Here is a 22170-nt window from a genome sequence, read left to right on the forward strand (position 1 = left end):
AAGTAAAATGGATTGGATACAATATTAATTTCACGGGAGACTTCAATGTCACAGAAACCTGTTTTTAAAACGCGCACTCAGCTCGTTGAGGAAGCAATTCGAACTCAGATCTTGAAGGGCGAGTTAAAAACTGGTCAACCTTTACGTCAAGATGCGTTAGCAAAAGAGTTTAATGTTAGCCGAATTCCTGTGCGTGAAGCGTTAGTTCAATTGGAAGCACAAGGACTCGTTAGCTTTGAACCTCACAAAGGTGCGACGGTCACTGAGCTATCTCCAGAGAAAATCAATGAGCTATTTGAACTGCGCGCTGTCGTGGAATGCCACATTTTAGAGCGCGCGATTCAAAATATGACAGACGCTGACCTTGAACGCGCGCGCGAAGTTCGCGAACGTTTCGAGTCAGTAGTGAACAGTGGCGACGAAGTAGAAGAATGGAGCAACTACAACTACGAGTTCCACAAAGCCCTATATGCGCCAGCCAACATGCCTGAAACTATGGACGTCATTTACAACCTGAACACAAAGTGTGACCGATACATACGCATGCAGCTATTGTTTACTACAGGCATTAAAAAGGCAGAAGAAGAGCACTTAAGCTTGTTTGAAATGTGCCAAAATCGCGATATCGAAGGCGCCAAGTACCTACTGAAAAAGCACATTCTAGAAGCAGGCACAGCGATTCGAAACCTGCTGCTTGAAAGGCAAAATATCAGCCAGTAAACGGAATAACGAATAAGGTGATATTCAAGGATGAATGTTGGACCAAAGTTTTTACTTGCAGCGCTACGACAAAAGATTAAAGAAGAAGGGCTTTGCTACAATTCCTTGTCAGAGAAAAGTGGCATCCCTTTATCTAGTATTAAACGCCACCTACATAATCCAGCTTTAGGTTTGGATAAAGTACTTATTTATCTGAACTACCTGAATACCGATCTCATCGAACTCGCAACCTTAGCCAACGAGCTTCAGCACCAAAACGAGCAAATGCTAACAGATGAAGAGAGCGCCCTTTTCGTTGAGCATCCTTATTTACTTGATTTTATTTATATGCTGACTTCTCGTGATATTAAACCGCAAGAGATAGCCCAAACTTACGGACTTTCTGATACAAGCTTACGATTCTATTTGCGTATCGCGGAAATTCTAGGATATGTCGAAAACTTCGGAGACGGCTTGTTTTACCGTTCTGGTCGTCGATTTATTATGGAAGAAGGTACGGCATTAGACACCTTATTCAAAGAGCGATTTCAACAAGATTCGCTTTCTCATGATATCAACCCAGGCGTATGTATAGGTCGCATTAGGCTCACCGAAGAGCAGAAAGTGCAAATAGAGGACGAGCTTTGTAATAAATTAGCGAAACTTAACGCAGTTAACACTTCCAACAATGAAGGTGAACTAACAAATATATTAATGCGCTGCACTCCCGGTGCTCAGATATTTTTCGCTGATGATTTACCTAACATTGACGGAAGCTTATTAAAGCACGTCGCTCAACTCACTAAATTAAGTTAAAGCATCAGATAAATAAATCAAACACCCCCGAGATAACATCATATATCCCTACCAAACTATTGATTCAAAGCGTTTCCTGAATCTAATTCTGATTTTTTATTTAGCAAGCGTCGCTTAGTCAACTAAGAACTTGTCTTAATTTCACACTTATTAATTGTCTTGTTAGCTCTTTTGAAATAGACAGAAAACTTAAGTAATGACTAATTTAGCTTAAGTATAAAAGACAACTTTTTTACGTTATTTACCTCACACTATTTAACTATAAATTTGCAGACGAACAAATTAAATTAATACATTCACCTAGCTAATAAAAACAAAAGCAAAACACATAATTATAATTCTATTATTTATAAGGACATAGAAAAGTGAAATTTAAGTATTCTTTAGCAACGGCAGTCACTCTCGCATTATTACAAGGCTGTGGCGGTGGTGGCGGTGATAGCTCATCACCTACTCCGTCCACTAGCAGTGCAAACGGTCCAACGTGGAAAGTTCATGATTTTAGCCAACCGTCGAAAACGTTTATCAACCAATGTGAAACGCCCCGCGTCGGACTGGACCCATATGACAACTATGCCGCCTATCCAGATAAATTGGGCTCTGCATTACACGAAAAACTCTTTTTAAGAGCTTTTACTAACGAAACGTATCTATGGTATGACGAGGTTCCTGATAATAATCCAGCAAACTACAAAACTGTTACTGATTACTTCAATACGCTGGTCACCTCTGCTACTACCGCGACGGGTAAACCAAAAGATCGCTTCCATTTTACCGTCCCTTATGAGGATGATATGAAATCATCGCAATCCGGTTTAGTTGCTGGATTTGGTTTTAACTGGGCATTCCTACGTGGCGTACAACCTCGAGACGTTCGTATTTCCTACACTGAAGAAGCCTCGCCAGCTGATAGAAGCGGCATTGCTCGTGGTGATAAGCTTCTGAAAATCAATAATATTGATGTGGTTAACACCGGTAGTCAGTCCGACATTGATTTTATTAATAAAACGCTCTTTAACCCTGACATCAATCAAGATTACACCTTCACATTTGAGAGTGTTGGCGGTCTAGAGAAAACCGTGACGCTTACCGCCTCTGATGTCATGACCTCTCCAGTTAAAAATGCCAAAGTGATTACACAAAATGGTATGCGGATCGGCTATCTGCAATACAACTCCTTTGAACCAAGCGCTCAAGCCCCGCTTATTGAGGCGTTCAGTACGCTCTCAGCAGAGAATGTTGACGAGATCGTCGTTGATTTACGTTACAACGGTGGTGGCTTAGTCCTTCAGTCCTCGCAAGTAGGCTACATGCTAAGCGGTGCTGGTCAGAACCGAGTCTTCAGTGAGTTGATTCATAATGACAAAGTGATGCGTACCATTAAAGATGGGGATAACATCTATCGCTTTACGAATCTAGCAATAGACTGGGCAGCACAGAAATATTCGGATCAAGTGCTTCCGACACTGAACAAAAAGCGCGTATATGTGCTGACTTCAGGAGGCACGGCTTCCTCAAGTGAACTGCTAATCAACGCTTTGCGCGGCATTGATGTGGAGGTTATCCAAATAGGTTCAAAAACCACAGGTAAACCGTACGGGTTCTCACCAGAACAAAACTGCGGCACTATGTACTACACTATTCAGTTCAAGTCGGCGAACGAGAAAAAATTTGGCGACTTCGCTGATGGTTTTATTCCTACTCCAAAGAGCCAAATCAATACCGAGCTAGGCTTAGACAATAGAGTGGAAGGTTGCTGGGTCAATGACGACCTAACAAAACCATTAGGCGATCCGTCTGAAGGTATGCTTTCTGCGGCGCTAAACTACATGGAAACAGGAACCTGTCCGCCAGTATCCCCTTTAAGTTTCAACGCCATGCCGCGTAACATTTCATCTCCGGAGTTAAGCGATCTTCGCTCTCCGCTACGAACAGAGGCAATTCATGTTGAGATCAACTAACTTTTTACGAATGCTGATTCGGGTTGCGCTTTTCTTAGGCACTTCGATTTCTTTGATAGGATGCCAAGCTATGTCACAAGAACCCGTTGAAGCATTGAGTAAAAAGAACTCTCCGGAAACAGTCATAGAGATTCAAAACGCGATCGCAGAAATCCAAGGGACACCAGCACCTAGAATCGCAAATAACGTATTTGAATCCTCACCGCATTTGTTGATTGAAAAAGGACGAGTAAAAGGGAACAACAATCAACTGTTGGATGGCAGCTATACGGATCTTCCAGACCAATATACGTTGCAGATAAGAGGTGAAACCTGTGGCTTGTACTATGCCAAAACAGATACTTTTGTCTCTCTCAGTTCACTAGATTGTGAGCCCATCATTAAGTTTTAGATCTCCCAAAATAGAAGCCCGCTGATATCAGCGGGCTTCCTACTTTATTGTTCAGTGTGAAACGGTCAACGTTACTTGAGTTCAATCCATGCTCTGCGCTGTTGCTTATCCATGTATGACCAAGCTACAAAGCGGCTCACTTTCTGCCCTTGACTCATTTCAACCACACGAACGGCTTTCACACCCAATTTTTCAAGCTGCTTACGCATCGGGCGAACGTTGTCTTTTTTGGATATAAGTGTTGTAAACCACAAGACCTGCGCGGCAAAAGCTTGGCTTTCATTCGCCATTTTTCGGATAAACGCCGCTTCTCCGCCTTCACACCACAATTCAGCGTTTTGACCGCCAAAATTCAACGCAGGTTTACTTGTCTTTACTTGTGCGGTTTGAGGTTTTAGCCCTTTCTTGCGCTGGTTTGCTTTTAGATTATCGATTTTACGCTGGCTGCCCATAGCGGCATCTTCCGCCGAACGGTGGAATGGCGGATTACATGTCGTCACATCATAACGATCATTCGGTTGAATGATACCTCGATAAATATTGGCATCATTGTATTGCTGTACCAGTGCAATTTTTCCCGTCAAAACACGATTGTGCTCTACGATCGTTTGAGCCGATTGGATGGATTTTGGATCGACATCGCTGCCCGTATAGTGCCAACCGTATTTTGTTACACCAACAATCGGATAAATACAGTTTGCTCCCACGCCAATGTCCAACGCTTTCACTTTTTGGTGCGCGTACTGACCTTTTACTTCACCATCAAGTAGTTCTGCCACTCGGTGAATGTAATCAGCGCGGCCCGGAATCGGTGGGCAAAGGTAGGTGTCGGGAATGTCCCAGAACTCGATACCATAATACGCAGCAAGCAATGCTTTATTGAGCATTTTAACAGCATTAGGATCAGAGAAGTTTATGGAGTCTTCCCCTTTCGGATTTTTGATAACGAATGGCTTTAACTGTGGTTCACTTTCCACGAGTTTTTTAAAATCGTAACGACCTCGATGAACATTACGCTCATGCAAACCATTCTTCGCTATTTTTATGAACTCGACTTCGCTCTTTCCTGCAGGCTGCGAGGATTTGCGCGCAACTTTGTCTTTAACACGCTTCGGCTTGGCTTTATTCGCGTCTGTATTCTGAGCCGCCTTTGAAGCCTTTGGCTTTGCTTGCTTCGCGTTGTGATTATTGTTCTTCATTCAAATTCGCTTTTAAATCGAGGTAAATCATAAACAAACGAGCATCAAATTCGAGTTGGTGATACTCAGGCTCCATGCAGCAACATAACTGATAGAACGCCTTGTCGTGGTTTTTCTCACGAGTATGTGCCAACTCATGTACCACCAGCATTCTTAATAGTGGCTCGGGCGCATCTTTAAATACATTGGCAATGCGAATCTCGTTTTTCGACTTAAGCTTACCACCATGGTTTCTACTGATTACACTGTGCAAACCAAGCGCATTGTTTACCGCGTGAATTTTCTTATCGTAGACAACTTTACTGATTGGCGCGGCTTTCTTCATGTAGCGATTTTTGATTGCCATGGCGTACTCATAGAGCGCCCTTTCGCTTTTGATTTGGTGCCTATCGGGATAACGCTTTTCGAACCAAGGAACAAACTTGCCACTCGCTATCAATGAGCTCACCTGCTCTACGATGTTTTGTGGGTAGCCTTGAATGTATCGAAGTGACGGATGCATAGAGTTAACGTCTGTTATGACAAAATAAAGGCGCTCAATATACCTGAGATAAAGGACAGTTTCACCTTAGCTTTCGCCTTTCATTTATGGTGAAAGGCCGTTAAACTTCGCCTCCCAATGATAATGGAGAGAAACTCAATGAAACGTGTCGTCCTTTACGTCAAAGACAAATGCCCTCACTGCAAAGATGCTCAACGTTATCTGGATTCGAAAAATATTAACTATCGTTTGTGCAATGCTAAGATGCAACGCGGTCGCAAAGAACTTGATGCGCTTGGTGCTCGTTCAGTGCCAGTTTTAAAAATTGGTGATCGGGTAATGATTGGCTGGAACCCAAAGAACTTCGAGAAGATGTACAAAGGCGACTAGTGCTCGGACGATGAATCTGCGCTGCGTTTAAACGTAGCGCTTGATAAAGTCGATAAACGTTCGATCTGCTATTGATAAATACCCCTGCTTGCGCCAAGCAAGTGCCAGATCCAGCGTAACTGGTGGTTCAAACGGTAAGCCAACAACGCCCGACTCATGTTGAGTCACCAATTCCAGTAACGCGGTAATCGCAAACTCTTGTTTTACAATACTCAAAATCAAAGGCAGTAAGTTGGTCTCGAATGATGACTTCATGGTAAACCCATGCTCCTCACTCACCTGATCCAAAAATTCGCGGTGAAAATAGCCATGCTGAAACATAACCAAATCGTGTTCAAAGAACTCATCAAAAGTAAGAGCGTGTCGCTGGGCTAACTCATGCTCAGGTGAAACAACTGCGACCATTTGGCTAGTAAACAAATGGTCAGTTTCTAGATCATCAGGCACATTATCACAACTGATCACACCAATATCGAGTTGACCATTGAGCAGCATACGACGAATCGATTGAGTTCCAGCTTCGACCAAGGTCAATTTTAACTCAGGGAATTGGCTTTTAAACGCCATCACAATTCGTGGAAAGAAATAACTGCCCATCATTGATGGCGTCCCTAGTCTTACTTCGCCTTTCGCTAAACCTTTCAACTCATCAATCGCGAGCTGCGCGTCGTGCAACTGTTGAATCACCCGCTTAGCATGTACAAATAACGTTTCGCCCTCTTTCGTTAAGCTGATTTTTTTATCATCACGGCGAAATAGGGTAACGCCCAAAGACTGCTCAAACTTTTTGATAGAAATGCTTAATGCGGGCTGGGCAATATGCAGGGCTTTCGCCGCATGGGTAATGTTTCCGTGTTCAGCGACCGCCAGAAAATGTTTAAGTTGTTTCGATTCCATTAGATCAAAAATATATGGTGTCCATATTTTTAATATATTTTTTTAATTTATAACGAACTGATAGATTGATCACAGTCTCTCCATTTGCTCACATTAGGCAGGATTCATGGTCAGTTTTGGCACACCGGAATACAAACGCATTACGCTCTCGCTAGCGCTTGGTTCCTTCTTGGTTTTTTCAAATTTATACCTACTACAGCCAATGCTGCCCACTTTTGCCCAAATTTTTACGATCTCAGAAACGCAAGTGAACTGGTTATTTGCGGCCTCAACACTCGCTCTCTCTTTTAGCCTCGTTCCAATGGCTGTGTTATCAGAATCAGTGGGACGAAAACCAGTCATGATGGCCGGTCTGTTTTCGATTCCTACCCTTTCCGCTTTGATGCTGTTTGGTGACTCATTCCTGTTTTTGGTGGTATGTCGAGCACTGATCGGTGTCGCGCTCGCCGCTTTTGCTGCGGTCGCCGTGGCTTACATGGCAGAAGAGCTCGACAAGCACGCTTTCTCGATGGCAATTGGAACGTACATTGCGGCTAACTCATTAGGCGGTATTGCAGGACGTATTAGCGGCGGCTTATTGGCGGACAATTTCAATGTTGATGTCGCCATTGAAGTTATGATGGTGTTCACTCTTCTTGGTGTCATTGGCGTTCACTATTTATTGCCAACACAGCGCAACTTCACCCCGTCATCAAGCAGCTTGCGCCATCAAAATCGTGCGCTTATTGGTCATTTTAAAAACCAACGCGTATGGTTCGCGATGCTGATAGGAGGACTCAACTTTGCTTTGTTCGTCAACCTTTACTCCGTAATGGGGTTCCGTCTGGTGAGTGAACCTCACAATGTGCCCGTCGGGTTGGCCTCACTGATCTTTATTTGTTACTTGGGAGGAACTTTCTCCTCTCGTTGCGCAGGCCACTGGAGTAAACGTTATTCATCAATCCTCGGCATGTTCTTGGGCGCGATAGTGAGCATGACGGGGATGTGGATTGCGGCGGTTGAAAGCTTGACTGCAATGCTATTTGGGTTGTTGCTGATAAGTTTTGGTGCCTTCTTTACTCATACCCTCGCCTACGGTTGGGTCGGTCAGAATGCCACTCGTGCCAAAGCCACCGCGACAGCGCTCTACTTAGTACACTACTATGTAGGCGGTAGTTTGGGAGGATTCTTACTTCTTTATTGTTGGCAACATGGTGGTTGGTCGAGTGTTCTCATGGGGGGAAGCGCCGTCTACCTAGCGATGTTTGCTGCGATTGCGTATTTGAAACACATTGCCGAAAGAAAGCATACTGACCAAACACCTGACGCTGCGAGTTTAAAGAGTAGCTAAGGTACGCTCATTTGCGTAATACCTCTCTGGTTACTTGGATAACCAACTCTGCTATGCTTGGGCTACTTTAATAAAAACCAGAAAGTCGTATGTCAACGCGTTCAACACAAAACACAGATATCGAAGCGATCACTCAACAGGTCGATCAATGGCTCAACGATGTGGTAATCGGACTCAACCTTTGTCCGTTTGCTGCCAAACCGCAACGTAATAAACAAATCAAAATTTTTGTTAGTGAAGCGACTCAAGAAGAAGCGCTTCTTGAAGATATTTTATTGCAGCTGATTGAGCTGAGTAACACAGAACCCGAACAACTTGAGACCACGTTGGTTGTGGTTCCCAACATGCTACAAGATTTCTGGGACTACAACTTTTGCATAGATTGGGTTGAAGGATTAATTAAGCAGCAAAACTGGGAAGGTATTTTCCAAGTAGCGACTTTCCATCCTGATTACTGTTTTGGCGGCGCAAGGCCTGAAGACGACGAAAACCTGACCAATCGTTCTCCTTACCCGATCTTCCATTTGATTCGCGAAGAGAGTATGGAAAAGGTACTAAAACACTATCCTGATCCTAAATCCATTCCCGATACGAACATCGCTCGTGTTTCCGCCCTTTCAGAGGAAGAACGTAAAAAGCTGTTCCCTTACCTATTTCGTTAAGCACCACCATTCCCCAAAGGCAGATTTATCACCAGTTAGATGCAATGCCCTTGGGGTTCAAAGTGCGGTTTGGTATCATTGCCGCTTCAATCGATTCAATGGAAATTAGAATGCAACTGTCAAAGCTAACCCAAGAGATTTTTGATCACTTATACCGTGATATCACCGAGTTCCGTAGTACGTTCGACTTACCAGTCGCAGACGCTGCAAGCCTTGATGCACAAGCAGATACACTACACACCTCTTTGGCGATCGAAGAGCTAACAGAGCTAGCAGAAGCAGATTGTAAAACTGAGCAAGCAGATGCCATCGTAGACAGCGTGTATGTATTAATGGGCCGTCTCGTTCATCTTGGCCACAGCAAAATAGAAGACAACCTGGCGATCAGCTACTTAATTGATCTTCTATTAAACGTTGCGGTAAACCGTGGTATCGAATTTATTCCTTGCTGGGATGAAGTACATTCAAGCAACATGAGCAAAGTATGCCGTAACGAGCAAGAGTACTCAGAAACAGAAGCATTCTACGCGGAACAAGGCATCAAGTTGATGGCGGTGCAGAAAGGTGAATACATCATCGCGAAATGCGCCGAAGATTTCGTATCGGAAGGTAAAACCATTCGTAAAGGCAAAGTACTCAAATCTGTTTACTACCGCCCTGCAGATCTAAAACCGTTAACTCAATAAGCGTTGAGTTTGGCTATCTCGATTAAAAAAAAACGACCTCAAGTAGGTCGTTTTTTATTGTCCCTAAACATTAATCAAAGATTAAATAAGGTTGCTCATCTACGATGACCTTTTTGACTTGAGTATTGAACACTTCCCCGAGAGCTTCTTCCGTTAGCACAGTATCGGCACTTCCTGATGAGTGCAGCACACCGTTGTTAAGCAGCAATACTTTATCTGCGTGCTTTAATGTGCGATTGAGATCGTGATTAGCAACCAATACTCCAATTCCCTGCGCCGCCATAGTGTTAATCAATTGATAGAGCAGACCCTCTTGCGCAATATCTAACGGTGCTGCTGGCTCATCCAAAATTAAAAACTGCGAAAAAGGATTAATGGTACGCCACACCTGCAAACATACACCTGCTAATCGGACACGCTGCCACTCACCACCGGATAATGTTTGAATACTGCGATGAAGCTTATCTTGCAGTTGTACCAGCTCCACCACCATATTGACAGCATCACGCACTTTGATATCCGCAATCTCAGCACCACTTGGCAGAGATAAAGCGAGATACTGAAACACATCAACATTAAACGCTGGGCGCGATTGCTGACACAAATAACCTCGAACATGAGCTTGCTCTGACAACGGTAAAGTAAGCAAGTTTTTGTTGCCAACGTACACTTCACCACTCATACCGTCTCGGTGACTTAACGTACCAGAAATCGCAGCCAATAAAGTACTCTTACCGGAACCATTAGGCCCAACGATATGTACGATTTCGCCAGCTTTGCATTCAAAAGAAAGAGGCAATAATCGACTACCAACCGACATATGTTTAACGTGCATCATGACTCTTCACCAGCATCCAGATGAAAATAGGTGCGCCAATCGATGTTGTCATGACACCTAAAGGTAACTCTGCGGAGTCCAATAACAGTCTTGCGCCGATGTCAGCAAATACAAGCAACGCAGCACCAGATATTGCAGAAAGTGGCAATAAATAACGGTTTTCAGTACCAAAAGCCAAACGCAACAAGTGCGGCACCACCAAACCAACAAAACTGATGATGCCACCCAAAGCGACTGAGCTACCCACCAAAACAGAAATGGCGAGGATCAATTTCCAACGCATTTGATGCACATCGACACCCAATTGGGTCGCATGAATCTCACCCAGCATCAATTTATCAAGCGACTTGCCTTTACAACATAACCAGATAAGCACCGGTAACATCACCAAAGTAACGGTATGTTGATACCAACTTGCACCGCCAATACTGCCCATTAACCAATACATCAGTTGGCGTAAACTGAGATCATCACTAAAGTAAAATGCCCACGTCACAATCGCGCTCGATAAAATACCCAATGCGACCCCAACCAAAAGCAATCGAGCCGTCGTCAGGTGCATTGCCCTTGCTATCGCCACCAAAACAAACGTGAATACCATCGAGCCAGCAATCGCTGCCAACATAAAAACAATCGGGGTAGGAAGAACAGGTGACGCGAACATGATTAAGACCATTGCTAAGCTTGCGCCACCAGAGATACCAAGCACGCCAGGTTCAGCCAACACGTTCCCAAGCAACACTTGTAACGTCGCGCCAGATACCGCTAACGCAGCACCAATAATTGCCGCAGACACTAACCTCGGTAAACGCAAGTCCACCAATAACTTCTGTTCAAATGCAGATAAGGATTGAAAAGGAGAAAGGAAAATTTCTCCGACCATCAAGTGAATGGCAGAGAGTACAGCGAGCACGATCGACATAACCATCAGGTTACGTTGCCAGCGTCGTTCCTTGTTCAGGATAAGTTGTTGAAAATCCATAGCGGCCGATAAAAACAAACGAGGCTTAACCTTACAGTTAAGCCTCGGTAAATTGCAATTAACTTCTCAAAGCAATGTTGGATTAATCGTAAACCAACTCACCCTCTTCAAAACGGGTTTTCACTTCACAAACCATCAGAGCTGCACGTTGACCTATTGCGACGTGGCGGTTCGGGAAGACAATCGCTTCGTTTTCATTCTTCGCCATTAATGGTTTGTCGCCATCATGACCAAACACTTCGCCGTGAACAAATGAGGTGAAGTTTTCAACATTGTCGTCGAACATAAAGTCAAAGTCTTCGTTCAAACGAACGATTGTGCGACTTACGCGATACTTAATGCATGGTTTTGGTAAGTGTTCTGGCTTCGTTTCCGCAATCAAATTACGTAAAGACAAATCAAACGCGGTCAGTTTATCGAGGTCATTTTCACCGATACGAGCCACACGGCCAAGCTCCATTGTGAGAGCCTGCGCACCAAAATTCTCGGCACTGTACCAGCTAAACGTGCTCGATGGTGAGTTTGACAGGAGCACTGCTTCAATGTGTGCACTGTCCAAGAAATCGATCAATGCCTTGCTGCGCACAGGATGACGAGTCTTAGGACTTACTGCAAACGTATAGTGCTTCGAGCCTCTAATCGCGCAGTGTAAATCAAGGTGCCAGCGTGTTGTCGGGTCGGTATCCTGATAAAAATCTCGAACAAGCAGCTTAAGCGTATCGGCGATAACAAGCTCTTTTGTCTGTTTGTGTTCTTTTTCGTCAAACAGACGGTTGAGATTTTCTTCGAGGAATCGCGTGTGCGCCAGAGTGGATTCTGGGTGAGCGATAATGAACAGACAACGGGTATCGACCGTCTGGAACCCAGATTCTATGTCTTGAATAATGGAATCCACCAGCTCCATCGGTGCGGTTTCATCTCCGTGAACCCCACAAGAGATGATGATGTTCTTCGTATCCTGAGTATAATTCGCAGGGATTACTTCTAATACACCACGCTGATAGAGTTTAAGTTTTACACCGTTAGAAAGCACCTGCTCCGCTGGTGCAACATCAATATGAACATCTAACGTGTCAGTTAAAAACGATTGGCGAAAGAGAGACTTCGTCATGCGTTACTCCTTAATAGCACGGCGGATATGTTAATAAATTGTACAAAGGATTTTTGTTGCTGCGATCTCACTTATGAGTAGAAATCACTATTTCCCTCGAAAATCCGATGCCTTTTCGCGCCAGGCACTCAAATCAAGCATTGAGGCGTTTAATTTTCAAACAATTACAAAGTGTTAGGGCTGTGAACTTTACCACAGCCCTGATTAAGATCATTATGATTTGATCAAATTTTTGTAGCTATAAAGCAGATTATGCATCAACACTGCGAAAAACTTAGCCGCGCTGTGCGAGCAAACGCTCAAACTCATCGACTTTTTCACGCACTAGCTCAACACTCTGCTGCCAAAACGTTGGCTGGGTTAAATCCATCGACAAATGCTTTTCGACGACATCTTCCGCCATCATGCAGCCTGTATCGCGCAGCAAATTGATGTAATCGGTGTAAAACGCTTCGCCTTTGGTTTCTCGCTGTGCATAGATACCCTTGCTAAACAAGAAACCAAATAGGTATGGGTAGTTATAAAAGCTCACGCTATCAATAGAAAAGTGCAGCTTGCTTGCCCAGAAGTACGGATCCGGTTCGCTCATTACGTCGCCATACCATTCTTTCCAAGTTTCTGACATCAACTCACAGAATTCATCTGCGGTTAACTCTCCATCCTGGCGGCGTTCATAAAACGATTTTTCAAACTCGTAGCGAACCGGAATGTTGATCATTAAAGCTAGCGCAGATGACAACTCTTCCCACAACATCTCGAGCTTTTCATCAACGCTCTCAGCTTTCGAAATCAAATGATCACGAACGATGTTTTCTGCAAAGATAGAGGCGGTTTCTGCTAACGTCATTGGGTAGTAAGTTTGGCAAAGTGGCAAATCACGAATAACCCAGTTATGGAACGCATGGCCAAGTTCATGTGCCAGAGTCATAAGGTCTGACCGGCTGCCACTCCAAGTCATAAACACAAGCGGTGTTCGCGTTGCTGGCAGTTTGGTGCAGTATGCGCCAAGACGCTTGTTAGCATTTGGCGCGGCATCAATCCAACCATTTTGTACCATCAAACGGACAAATTCCGACATCTCAGGGTTTACTGTTTCAAATGCTTCACAAATAACCTCAATCGCTTCATCAAAGTCGTAAACCTTCGCTTCACCGCTCAAAGCAGGCATAGCCGCCAGATGATTCCAAGGTTTCATCTCATCCAGACCATGTACTTGCGCCATCAATAAACCCGCTTTCTGACCAATAGCTCGACTGTCTTTGGCTACGGTCATCATCGCATTTAAAGTTTCAGCTTGGATTCGGCTACCATGCAAACTCGGCTCTAGGAAGTGAACTTCACGCTTCGTAGAACGCTTTTTGTTTTCAGTTAAGCGCCATCCTGCTAACGCATTCAAAATCGCAGCGAATGATTCTTGGTGCGTTTGCATTGCATCTTGTACGCCTCGCCACGCGGCTTCTTGACGCTCGAATTCAGAACCATAAAGAATGCTTGCCGCTTGAGAAAACCCAAGCTCTTCACTATTACCATCTGTGTACTCAAGCTTCACTTTCAATGAGCCAGTCAGGTTATCGTATAGGTTACCCCAAGCCGATTTGCCATCCACACTCATCGCAGCCAGTAACTGTTCTTCTGCGTTGCTAAGACGAGTATCCGCCAACTTTCTAGAATTCAAGATAGAAAAAGCTTGCCCACTGATATCAGGATTCTCATGGTCTAACACGCGCAAGATAAACTCTTCGTCGGCATGAGTTAATGTCAAATCAAAGGGACTGAACGCTTGGGAAAGCTCCGAAAAGATGCGGGTCATTTTACCAAGTAACGATTTCGCTTCGGCGTTTGTTGCATCAACAGAAGCATAACAACTCGCAAAATTTGCAACTGTGCCCGCTAAACGACTCGCAGCTTCATTGGTCAAAATCGCATTTTGCATGATCTCTACGTTGCCACAATCTGCTGATTGTTTATTCAAAAGATCAATACATTGTTCTACAAGAGCAATATCGTCTTGAATTCGTGGGTCAGAAAGGTCGTTATAAACGATGGACAAATCCCAACTCGGCGTTGTCATTTCTATATTTCCTTTTTATGTAACTGAGTCAATTTTCGCTTCCTGCACCTAGCAGATGGGCTTCCACTGACATCTTCCGTGACTATGCCCGTAAGCAATATCGTTCTGGGCATTTTAATATTTATAAATTAACGAGTTAAAAGAGGTACGCCAATCGAACGCACCGAGGCGTAAATTTGCTCATCTATGGTAATTGTTAAATGCGTGACAGAAGCGTTTCCTATCGACAACGTCGAATACCACTTTGGGTTACGCCAATCTAACTCCAATACATGAGCAAGAATCATACGAATGACGCCACCATGCGTGACGATAAGTAGATTGTCATTGATATCGTTGATGATTTGAGACCAAACGCGACATATGCGCTCAGAAAATGTGCTTAAGCTCTCAGCATTCGGCAACGTATGTTGTGCTGGCGATTGCCAAAAAGCATCTAGCTTTTTCCACTGCTTAGTGAGCATATCAAAAGGCATACCATCAAAATCACCAAATGCCATCTCTTGTAAAGACTCATCCGTCATTACTGGTAATAATTGCTGTTCAGCAATGATGTTTGCCAGTTCTTGACAGCGTGAAAGCGGAGAAGAAATTATTCCACCCACACCTCGTCCACTCTCGGCCCAAGCCCGAGCAATACTCTCTTGATCAGCAGGCGTAACTTTTACATCTGTTTGGCCATGGAGTCCTGGTGGAGCGTCTACTTTTCCATGACGCACAAGATAGATATTGAGTGTTTTCATTTTGTTCCATCCTACTCTTTAAGAACCAACGGCAAACCAGCAGCAACAAAGGTAACGCGATGGCAAACACTGGCTAGTTTTTGATTCATCCGTCCTGCATTATCCACAAAATAACGACTAACCGCCCCCAAAGGTACAATGCCCATTCCAACCTCGTTAGAGACGAATATTAACGTCGCATCTGAGCCACGTACCACCTGTATAAGCTTTTCAATTTCTGCTTCTAGCTTCTCATTGGAACATTCATCACCTAACTCAAATATCCAATTGTTGAGCCACAAGGTTAAACAGTCGATCAATACAACATCGGTGATAGCGAAATTTGTCAGTAACTCAGATAAATGAAGGGGGCATTCATGCTCTTGCCACTCGCCCCCGCGTTGCTTTTGATGATGCGCTATTCGCTCTCGCATTTCTTGGTCAAATGGCAGCGCGGTTGCAACATAGTGTAATGCTCGCTGAGAAGCGACCGATAATTGCTTAGCTGTTTTTTCTGCCAAATGCGACTTCCCAGAGCGCGCGCCACCGAGTATCAATTGCTTCATGAGGAGTGATACAACCCAATCATAGTGAGATAAATAAGCAGTTCCGACAACTGTTGCGCTGCGCCAAGGCAATCCCCCGTAAAGCCGCCAATTCTCTTGGTTAACCAACGTTTGAACATCAAACGAAATACCACGAGAACAAGCGATATCAAGATCGCATCCGCGATACCAAGCACAAGCAATGTTACGCCACCAGTAAACAACAAAATGGAGACTTCTAGAGAAGACTGGCGACTTGCTAGCGGTTTACTTTTCGACGTATCACTGTCACTGACATAAGGCATGTCATAAATAAGCGTCGCTGCTAGTGCTCGGCTTGCGGTGTAAGCGACGACAATGACCAACCAAAAGTGCGGCAAGTTAGCCAGTTCACTCCAAAAAACATACTTAGCCAATAACGCCATAATGAGAGTGGCGGCACCATAAGTGCCAATACGACTGTCTTTCATAATAGAGAGGCGTCGCTCTACGGTCATGCCACCGCCAATGCCATCCGCCATATCGGTCAAGCCGTCTTCGTGAAAAGCCCCAGTTAACAATAAGCTAAACACCATCGTTAATACTATGGCAACCGACTCTGGGAAAAAAATTGAGGTGAGCGAGAATACCAAAGCGCAAAGTGCTCCAAGCACGAGACCAACTAACGCAAAGTAACGGCCTGCCTGATTCATGCGTTCTTCACTGTAAGGCAACGCTTGGGGCACGGGTAAGCGGCTAAAAAAACTGGTAGCTAATAGAAATAACTCCCACTGGTATCTTAACGATGACGGCGTGACTTTCTCAGAATTATCAGGGACTGACACTATACTGTAACTCCTGCACTCTCGAAGCTCGCCATTTTGTTGTAAAACTGAGCGGCAGCTTTTAACAAGGGTAAGGCAAGAGCGGCTCCTGTTCCCTCCCCTAGCCGTAAACCAAGGTCGAGCAGAGGTTCTGCTTTAAGATGTTCCAATACAAATTTATGTCCATTTTCTTCAGAGCGATGGGCAAACAACATGTATTCACGCGTTTCTTCGTCTAACAACGTCGCAATATAAGCCGCTACCGATACGATAAACCCATCCACTAAAACTGGAGTTTTAAGCCGCTTGGCTTCTAAAAAAGCGCCCACCATTTGTACGATTTCAAAACCCCCAACCTGTGCGAGAATCGCTTTGGTATCAAGACCTCGACATCGGTTTACCCCCTGTGCTACCAGTTTATATTTGCGGCTCAACTGCTGTTGATTGATTCCGGTGCCAACGCCAACACAATAATCAATATCTAATGAGCTCAGCGCCGATAACAGTGCTGAGGCCGAACTGGTATTACCGATGCCCATCTCGCCGAACATTAAGAGGTTTGAACCATGCAAAATGGTATGCTCAGCAATCTTCGCACCATATTCTAAACCTAACGCCACTTGTTCTGGGGACATCGCGGATTGTTTAGAAAAATTAGCCGTACCGTTACCCAACCGTTGTTCAACCAAGTTGGGATGGGATTTAAATTCTGGAACCAGCACATCAATAGGAGCCAACATGCCGCAATCTATTACTTTGAGTTGAATGCCATTAATGTCGCAAAAACAGTTGATGGCTGCGCCGCCAGCGAGAAAGTTAGCCACCATTTGCTGAGTGACTTCGCTTGGCGCAATGCTCACACCCTCCTCTGCAACGCCGTGATCTCCAGCAAATACCAGCATGCTCGGTTTGCAGATAGCGATGGAATCAACTGGCTGAGGTTTATTCTGACTTTGAATAAGAGCTAACTGCAGTGCCACCTTTTCCAATAAGCCTAAAGAACCGACGGGTTTGGTTTTGTTATCTATGCGTGCTTGTATCTCCGCAGCAAAAGAGTCATCCATTTTTTACGTTCCTTTGATGTTGTCTGGGTGAGAGGTGTTCTGTTGTTCAAGAGGTCTTGTTCAGCGACAGTTTTTGCGCGCCCACTATTGTATACACTTGCATCCAATTGGGGCAGCGCTAATCAAGTTTATCTCAGGATAGTCTGCCGAGTTCGCAGAGCGTCTCACCTTTCTTGCACGAGATTATAAGTAACTCGTTGAAATCCGCTACAATAGCTTAGACTATGTTCCCATATAGGAGAAAAGATATGGATAACAACACCTGCGCAATCATCGCCGGTGCAACTGGCTTAGTAGGCTCAAAAGTCATTGCAAACCTCATAAATCAATCAGGTGTTGGAACATTATATTATCTTTCTCGCCGCCCACTCGATGGCGTCCTAGATGTGGACAACAAGCTTATTCCTCTCATTGATGCAGACCTTTCTATCCACCAATGGGATGAGAACCAACCAACACCAACCATCGGCTTTATCTGTTTAGGCACGACCCTTAAGCAAGCAGGCAGTAAGGATAATTTGCGTAGAGTAGATGTTGATCTGGTGTGCAAAGTCGCCCAACAAATGACAACAATCGGAGTCAAACGCCTTGCGGTTGTTTCTAGCCTCGGTGCAAATAGTAAATCGCCATCCCATTACTTAGCTTGTAAAGGACAAATGGAACAACGAATCGAAGCTATGGATTTTGAGGAAATCGTATTTGTTCGCCCAGGCCCGCTTGTTGGTCAACGTCAAAACCCAAGAATGGACGAGAAGTTAGTACAAACTCTGTTTAAGGTAATTCGCCCACTTATGCTAGGCAAACTGTCCAACTTTTTACCTATTCGAGCAGAAGATGTCGCCAAAGCGATGATTTATCAACTTTTCAGTTATCAAGAAGACTCGGTGGTTTACTTACAAAGGAAAGAAATGCGTGAATTACTGCATCACTACGAATAACCATTTTGTACAATTAACGTGCTAATTCACACTCTCACGCGACTTAGATCTCGTTTTTATATTCATTTTAGATCTAGCTAATACCCGTTTGTCATTTTTAAAGTTATATCACGAGCGTTATCTTACGCTCCATAAATAAATCCGTATAAAACCCCGTATAAAAAACAACCGCCACTTCGGCTGGTTGATAAGGTCAAATTATGAATTTTGCAGTGATAGCCTCTCTAGCCGTCTTTGTTGGAATATTGTTCTTTCTATTTAATCAGCAACAAAAGAAACACACTCTTTCACGTCTCGTTTTGATCGGTCTTGTTACCGGTTCTCTTTTTGGTCTTGCTTTGCAACTCATTCACGGTGAAGGCAACAGCGCAATTGCTCAAACACTTGAATGGGTAGGCATTGTAGGCAGTGGCTACGTTGGTCTACTGAAAATGGTCATCATGCCACTAGTATTGGTATCGATGATCTCTGCAGTTGTTAAGTTGGAGAAAGGTGGATCTTTAGGTAAAATTTCTGGCCTGACCATCTCTGTTCTTCTAGTAACGACTGCAATTGCTGCACTTATCGGTATTTTGGTGACAACGACATTTGGCCTGTCAGCAGAAGGGTTAACTGAAGGTGCGCGTGAAACCGCTCGTATCGCCGTTTTAGAAAGCCGTGCCGGTACAGTAAGTGACTTAACTATTCCTCAAATGCTAGTTAGCTTCATTCCAACCAACCCATTTGCTGATCTAACAGGTGCTCGCTCGACATCAATTATCGCTGTTGTGATTTTCGGCGTGTTAACTGGTATCGCCGCTCGTAAAGTGATGATGGAAAAAGCAGAGTTGGAATCACCGATTCGTACTTTCGTAGAAGCTGCTCAATCTATCGTTATGCGACTAGTGAAGATGATCATGGCCCTAACGCCATACGGCATCGCAGCACTGATGGCAAAAGTGGTAGCGACATCAAGCGCAGGCGACATCCTAAACCTACTTGGCTTTATTGTGGCGTCTTATGTTGCTATCGCACTGATGTTTGTTGTTCATGGCGTATTAGTCTCTTTTGTCGGCGTTAGCCCTGCGGAATACTTTAAGAAAATCTGGCCTGTACTGACCTTCGCGTTTACATCTCGTAGCTCAGCAGCAACAATTCCACTAAACGTAGAAGCGCAAATCACGAAGCTTAACGTACCACCAGCGATTGCAAACCTATCAGCATCGTTTGGTGCCACTATCGGCCAAAACGGCTGTGCGGGTATCTATCCTGCAATGCTTGCAGTGATGGTAGCTCCGACAATGGGCATCAACCCACTTGATCTACACTTTATCCTGTCATTGATTGCGATTATCACCATCAGCTCATTTGGTATTGCAGGTGTCGGCGGCGGTGCGACGTTTGCAGCCTTGATTGTTCTTCCTGCAATGGGCTTACCTGTGACCATCGCGGCACTGCTTATCTCTATTGAACCACTGATTGACATGGCACGTACCGCACTAAACGTTTCAGGCTCAATGACTGCGGGTACAATTGCTAGCCGAGTGCTGAAGTCACCAGAAAGTGAAGCAACATTGGAAGAAACACGAGCATAGAACTCAAATTCCTTCCAAAGCGATAAAACATAAAATATCAAGCCGATGGTTCGCCATCGGCTTTTTTCATTTTCAAAAATTCAACTTGCATCTTTCGTTGCTAGTCAAGGCGTTGAATGGTCTAATACTGTCATCGGTTTTGTAAACGGTAAGCAGAATGCACCAAGATAATCAGCCCACTTTTTTCTTCTTTGATTATGAGACATGGGGAACCAACCCCGCGAAAGATCGCCCAAGCCAGTTTGCTGGTGTTCGTACAGATGAAAACTTTAATATCATCGGCGAGCCTTTAGTCATGTACTGCCAGCCACCTGCTGATTATCTTCCGTCTCCTGAAGCTGCGCTTATTACTGGTATTACTCCGCAAAAAACGGTTCAAGAAGGCCTTTCTGAGCCAGAGTTTATCGCTAAGATTCACGCTGAACTCGCGAGACCAAATACCACCAGTTTAGGCTACAACAGCATTCGCTTTGATGACGAAGTGACCCGTTATACTTGTTATCGCAACTTTATCGATCCATACGCATGGAGTTGGCAAAACGGTAACTCGCGTTGGGATTTACTCGATGTACTACGCGCGTGCCATGCCCTTCGCCCAGAAGGCGTAGAATGGCCAGAAAACGAAGATGGCTTCACTAGCTTTAAATTAGAACACTTGTCTGTGGCTAACGGCATAGAACATAGTAACGCGCACGATGCCATGGCAGATGTGATTGCGACTATCGAAATGGCAAAGAAAGTAAAAGCAGCGCAACCAAAATTGTTTGATTACTTTTTTTCTATGCGCCAAAAGCGCAAGCTCAATGATTTAGTCGACATCGTCAACATGACACCGTTGATGCACGTTTCAGGCATGTTAGGGCGCGAATGCCAGTACACTAGCTGGATTGTGCCTGTTGCTTGGCATCCAACCAATAATAATGCCGTTATCACCATCGATTTAGCGAAAGACCCTCAACCTATTCTTGAGCTATCCGCAGAAGAGCTGCACGAAAGACTCTACACTAAGCGCGAAGATCTTGGTGAATTGCTACCAGTGCCAGTTAAACTAGTTCATTTGAACAAATGCCCTATTCTCGCCCCTGCAAAAACGTTAACGGCTGAAAATGCAGAGTCTATTGGCATTGATCGCCAGCAATGTCTCGCTAATCTCGCTTTGTTGCGCCAACATCCTGAAATTAGAGAAAAGCTGATTAGCCTCTTTTCAGTCGAGCGTAAATTCGATAAAAGTGATGACGTCGATACACAGCTTTACGACGGGTTCTTTTCTCCGGCTGATCGCGCAGCTATGGATATCATTCGAGAAACCGACCCGAATAATCTTGCTGCATTAGACATTGAATTTGATGACAAGCGTATTAAACCTCTATTGTTCCGCTATCGTGCGCGTAACTTCCCAGGCACATTAGACGAGCAAGAACAAAGACGCTGGGCACTACACTGTCGAGAAGTGTTTGAAAGCCAAATTGAAGAGTACATGCTGAATTTAGAAAACTTAGTTCACGAACATGAAAGTGACGAAAAGAAGATTGCGATATTAAAATCCGTGTACTGTTATGTAGAGAGCTTAGCTTCCTAACTCCTCCTAATACAAGCGCACCTTATGGTGTGCTTGTTGTTTATATACTGTCAAAATGATTAAAGAACGATTCTTACAACTGATCCAGCTGCTCATTTCAATCTTCCTCATCATGGGAGCACTTGGCATCGGAATTACCATTCAAAAGTTCACTGGCGTTTCCGTTCCAGGAAGTGTCATCGGTATGCTCGTACTGTTTTTCTCCATGACTCTTGGGCTTGTAAAAGTCGACTGGGTCAAACCGGGCGCCACGCTATTTATCCGCTATATGATCTTATTGTTCGTTCCTATTAGCGTCGGATTAATGCAACATTTCGATATGCTACTCGCTAATGCCCTCCCTATCATTGCCAGCGCAGTTGGAGGCTCACTCATTGTACTAGTCAGCCTCGCTTGGCTGCTGGACTACTTGCTAAAGGAGAAACACTGAT

General features: G+C 44.4%; 23 protein-coding genes. 12 read left to right on the forward strand and 11 right to left on the reverse strand.

Annotated features, from left to right (window positions below):
• The first annotated feature begins 45 nt into the window (after positions 1-45).
• From R7070_RS18675 to R7070_RS18690, 4 genes are all read left to right on the forward strand, one after another.
• On the forward strand, positions 46-720 hold the full coding sequence (locus tag R7070_RS18675; protein WP_005377862.1) for a GntR family transcriptional regulator: 675 nt from the start codon (positions 46-48) through the stop codon (positions 718-720).
• Between the two features lie 30 nt (positions 721-750).
• The gene (locus R7070_RS18680; protein ID WP_005377865.1) at positions 751-1515 is read left to right on the forward strand and encodes a hypothetical protein; all 765 of its coding nucleotides are present in this window, start codon (positions 751-753) and stop codon (positions 1513-1515) included.
• Between the two features lie 365 nt (positions 1516-1880).
• Entirely contained in the window at positions 1881-3476 is a 1596-nt protein-coding gene (locus R7070_RS18685; protein ID WP_256900568.1) for a S41 family peptidase, read from the forward strand.
• 70 nt (positions 3477-3546) lie between these two features.
• A complete protein-coding gene (locus tag R7070_RS18690; RefSeq protein WP_005397755.1) occupies positions 3547-3867 on the forward strand; it encodes a hypothetical protein in 321 nt (106 codons plus the stop codon).
• Between the two features lie 71 nt (positions 3868-3938).
• Here the strand turns inward: R7070_RS18690 and rlmF are convergent, their stop codons facing one another.
• Together rlmF and R7070_RS18700 are read right to left on the reverse strand one after the other, a co-directional pair.
• Positions 3939-5066 carry a 23S rRNA (adenine(1618)-N(6))-methyltransferase RlmF gene (gene rlmF / locus R7070_RS18695; RefSeq protein ID WP_170893855.1) on the reverse strand — a complete coding sequence of 376 codons (1128 nt, stop codon included), beginning with the start codon at positions 5064-5066 and terminating at the stop codon, positions 3939-3941.
• Positions 5053-5568 carry a M48 family metallopeptidase gene (locus R7070_RS18700; RefSeq protein WP_047100699.1) on the reverse strand — a complete coding sequence of 172 codons (516 nt, stop codon included), beginning with the start codon at positions 5566-5568 and terminating at the stop codon, positions 5053-5055. The genes rlmF and R7070_RS18700 overlap by 14 nt, the downstream gene beginning before the upstream one ends.
• A gap of 138 nt (positions 5569-5706) precedes the next feature.
• Here R7070_RS18700 and R7070_RS18705 point away from each other — a divergent pair, with 138 nt between their 5' ends.
• The gene (locus tag R7070_RS18705; RefSeq protein ID WP_005377871.1) at positions 5707-5937 is read left to right on the forward strand and encodes a glutaredoxin family protein; all 231 of its coding nucleotides are present in this window, start codon (positions 5707-5709) and stop codon (positions 5935-5937) included.
• Between the two features lie 27 nt (positions 5938-5964).
• On the opposite strand, the gene R7070_RS18710 is transcribed toward R7070_RS18705, so the two are convergent.
• Entirely contained in the window at positions 5965-6834 is an 870-nt protein-coding gene (locus R7070_RS18710) for a LysR family transcriptional regulator (protein ID WP_005389786.1), read from the reverse strand.
• A 106-nt stretch (positions 6835-6940) separates the two neighbouring features.
• On the opposite strand from R7070_RS18710, the gene R7070_RS18715 reads away from it, so the two are divergent.
• From R7070_RS18715 to R7070_RS18725, 3 genes are all read left to right on the forward strand, one after another.
• The gene (locus R7070_RS18715) at positions 6941-8164 is read left to right on the forward strand and encodes an MFS transporter (RefSeq protein ID WP_005377873.1); all 1224 of its coding nucleotides are present in this window, start codon (positions 6941-6943) and stop codon (positions 8162-8164) included.
• Positions 8165-8253: 89 nt separating this feature from the next.
• On the forward strand, positions 8254-8826 hold the full coding sequence (locus R7070_RS18720) for a DUF1415 domain-containing protein (RefSeq protein WP_042521931.1): 573 nt from the start codon (positions 8254-8256) through the stop codon (positions 8824-8826).
• Between the two features lie 110 nt (positions 8827-8936).
• Complete coding sequence (locus tag R7070_RS18725; protein ID WP_042521933.1) at positions 8937-9512, forward strand: nucleoside triphosphate pyrophosphohydrolase family protein; 576 nt, start codon at positions 8937-8939, stop codon at positions 9510-9512.
• A 70-nt stretch (positions 9513-9582) separates the two neighbouring features.
• Here R7070_RS18725 and btuD read toward each other — a convergent pair whose 3' ends face one another.
• The 8 genes from btuD to cobT form a co-directional block, all read right to left on the reverse strand.
• Positions 9583-10350 (reverse strand): vitamin B12 ABC transporter ATP-binding protein BtuD, encoded by a 768-nt coding sequence (gene btuD / locus R7070_RS18730; protein WP_080773704.1) that lies wholly within the window; start codon positions 10348-10350, stop codon positions 9583-9585.
• Complete coding sequence (gene btuC, locus R7070_RS18735) at positions 10337-11332, reverse strand: vitamin B12 ABC transporter permease BtuC (protein ID WP_042521936.1); 996 nt, start codon at positions 11330-11332, stop codon at positions 10337-10339. Before btuC ends, btuD begins: the two co-directional genes overlap by 14 nt.
• An 82-nt stretch (positions 11333-11414) precedes the next feature.
• The gene (locus tag R7070_RS18740) at positions 11415-12443 is read right to left on the reverse strand and encodes a succinylglutamate desuccinylase (protein ID WP_005377878.1); all 1029 of its coding nucleotides are present in this window, start codon (positions 12441-12443) and stop codon (positions 11415-11417) included.
• A gap of 274 nt (positions 12444-12717) precedes the next feature.
• Complete coding sequence (locus R7070_RS18745) at positions 12718-14514, reverse strand: M3 family oligoendopeptidase (protein WP_042521938.1); 1797 nt, start codon at positions 14512-14514, stop codon at positions 12718-12720.
• Between the two features lie 128 nt (positions 14515-14642).
• The gene (gene cobC / locus R7070_RS18750) at positions 14643-15257 is read right to left on the reverse strand and encodes an alpha-ribazole phosphatase (RefSeq protein WP_042521940.1); all 615 of its coding nucleotides are present in this window, start codon (positions 15255-15257) and stop codon (positions 14643-14645) included.
• A gap of 11 nt (positions 15258-15268) precedes the next feature.
• Positions 15269-15802 (reverse strand): bifunctional adenosylcobinamide kinase/adenosylcobinamide-phosphate guanylyltransferase, encoded by a 534-nt coding sequence (gene cobU / locus R7070_RS18755; RefSeq protein ID WP_042521941.1) that lies wholly within the window; start codon positions 15800-15802, stop codon positions 15269-15271.
• Positions 15799-16605 (reverse strand): adenosylcobinamide-GDP ribazoletransferase, encoded by an 807-nt coding sequence (locus R7070_RS18760; protein WP_054576446.1) that lies wholly within the window; start codon positions 16603-16605, stop codon positions 15799-15801. The genes cobU and R7070_RS18760 overlap by 4 nt, the downstream gene beginning before the upstream one ends.
• On the reverse strand, positions 16605-17648 hold the full coding sequence (cobT, locus tag R7070_RS18765) for a nicotinate-nucleotide--dimethylbenzimidazole phosphoribosyltransferase (RefSeq protein ID WP_005377883.1): 1044 nt from the start codon (positions 17646-17648) through the stop codon (positions 16605-16607). Before cobT ends, R7070_RS18760 begins: the two co-directional genes overlap by 1 nt.
• A gap of 248 nt (positions 17649-17896) precedes the next feature.
• Between cobT and R7070_RS18770 the strand changes: the two genes are divergently transcribed.
• The 4 genes from R7070_RS18770 (at position 17897) to R7070_RS18785 (ending at position 22169) form a co-directional block, all read left to right on the forward strand.
• Positions 17897-18586 carry an NAD(P)H-binding protein gene (locus R7070_RS18770; protein WP_318141273.1) on the forward strand — a complete coding sequence of 230 codons (690 nt, stop codon included), beginning with the start codon at positions 17897-17899 and terminating at the stop codon, positions 18584-18586.
• 200 nt (positions 18587-18786) lie between these two features.
• Positions 18787-20160, forward strand: a complete 1374-nt coding sequence (locus tag R7070_RS18775; RefSeq protein WP_005377885.1) for an L-cystine transporter — start codon at positions 18787-18789, stop codon at positions 20158-20160.
• A gap of 157 nt (positions 20161-20317) precedes the next feature.
• Positions 20318-21739: an exodeoxyribonuclease I gene (sbcB, locus tag R7070_RS18780; protein WP_047100708.1), complete on the forward strand. Its 1422-nt coding sequence runs from the start codon at positions 20318-20320 to the stop codon at positions 21737-21739.
• Between the two features lie 55 nt (positions 21740-21794).
• Positions 21795-22169, forward strand: a complete 375-nt coding sequence (locus tag R7070_RS18785) for a CidA/LrgA family protein (RefSeq protein WP_005397786.1) — start codon at positions 21795-21797, stop codon at positions 22167-22169.
• The last annotated feature ends 1 nt before the right edge of the window (position 22170 follow it).

The organism is Vibrio sp. 1557 (assembly GCF_033340175.1).
In the GTDB taxonomy this organism is placed as follows: domain Bacteria; phylum Pseudomonadota; class Gammaproteobacteria; order Enterobacterales; family Vibrionaceae; genus Vibrio; species Vibrio alginolyticus.

Excerpts from the sequence above, each read along its gene's own strand:
- rlmF (WP_170893855.1), bottom strand. The coding sequence starts at position 5,066 with ATGAAGAACAATAATCACAACGCGAAGCAAGCAAAGCCAAAGGCTTCA.
- R7070_RS18710 (WP_005389786.1), bottom strand. The coding sequence starts at position 6,834 with ATGGAATCGAAACAACTTAAACATTTTCTGGCGGTCGCTGAACACGGA.
- cobU (WP_042521941.1), bottom strand. The coding sequence starts at position 15,802 with ATGAAGCAATTGATACTCGGTGGCGCGCGCTCTGGGAAGTCGCATTTG.
- btuC (WP_042521936.1), bottom strand. The coding sequence starts at position 11,332 with ATGGATTTTCAACAACTTATCCTGAACAAGGAACGACGCTGGCAACGT.
- btuD (WP_080773704.1), bottom strand. The coding sequence starts at position 10,350 with ATGATGCACGTTAAACATATGTCGGTTGGTAGTCGATTATTGCCTCTT.
- R7070_RS18680 (WP_005377865.1), top strand. The coding sequence starts at position 751 with ATGAATGTTGGACCAAAGTTTTTACTTGCAGCGCTACGACAAAAGATT.
- R7070_RS18770 (WP_318141273.1), top strand. The coding sequence starts at position 17,897 with ATGGATAACAACACCTGCGCAATCATCGCCGGTGCAACTGGCTTAGTA.
- R7070_RS18675 (WP_005377862.1), top strand. The coding sequence starts at position 46 with ATGTCACAGAAACCTGTTTTTAAAACGCGCACTCAGCTCGTTGAGGAA.
- cobC (WP_042521940.1), bottom strand. The coding sequence starts at position 15,257 with ATGAAAACACTCAATATCTATCTTGTGCGTCATGGAAAAGTAGACGCT.
- R7070_RS18775 (WP_005377885.1), top strand. The coding sequence starts at position 18,787 with ATGAATTTTGCAGTGATAGCCTCTCTAGCCGTCTTTGTTGGAATATTG.
- cobT (WP_005377883.1), bottom strand. The coding sequence starts at position 17,648 with ATGGATGACTCTTTTGCTGCGGAGATACAAGCACGCATAGATAACAAA.
- sbcB (WP_047100708.1), top strand. The coding sequence starts at position 20,318 with ATGCACCAAGATAATCAGCCCACTTTTTTCTTCTTTGATTATGAGACA.
- R7070_RS18700 (WP_047100699.1), bottom strand. The coding sequence starts at position 5,568 with ATGCATCCGTCACTTCGATACATTCAAGGCTACCCACAAAACATCGTA.
- R7070_RS18705 (WP_005377871.1), top strand. The coding sequence starts at position 5,707 with ATGAAACGTGTCGTCCTTTACGTCAAAGACAAATGCCCTCACTGCAAA.
- R7070_RS18740 (WP_005377878.1), bottom strand. The coding sequence starts at position 12,443 with ATGACGAAGTCTCTCTTTCGCCAATCGTTTTTAACTGACACGTTAGAT.
- R7070_RS18715 (WP_005377873.1), top strand. The coding sequence starts at position 6,941 with ATGGTCAGTTTTGGCACACCGGAATACAAACGCATTACGCTCTCGCTA.
- R7070_RS18720 (WP_042521931.1), top strand. The coding sequence starts at position 8,254 with ATGTCAACGCGTTCAACACAAAACACAGATATCGAAGCGATCACTCAA.
- R7070_RS18690 (WP_005397755.1), top strand. The coding sequence starts at position 3,547 with ATGTCACAAGAACCCGTTGAAGCATTGAGTAAAAAGAACTCTCCGGAA.
- R7070_RS18745 (WP_042521938.1), bottom strand. The coding sequence starts at position 14,514 with ATGACAACGCCGAGTTGGGATTTGTCCATCGTTTATAACGACCTTTCT.
- R7070_RS18785 (WP_005397786.1), top strand. The coding sequence starts at position 21,795 with ATGATTAAAGAACGATTCTTACAACTGATCCAGCTGCTCATTTCAATC.
- R7070_RS18725 (WP_042521933.1), top strand. The coding sequence starts at position 8,937 with ATGCAACTGTCAAAGCTAACCCAAGAGATTTTTGATCACTTATACCGT.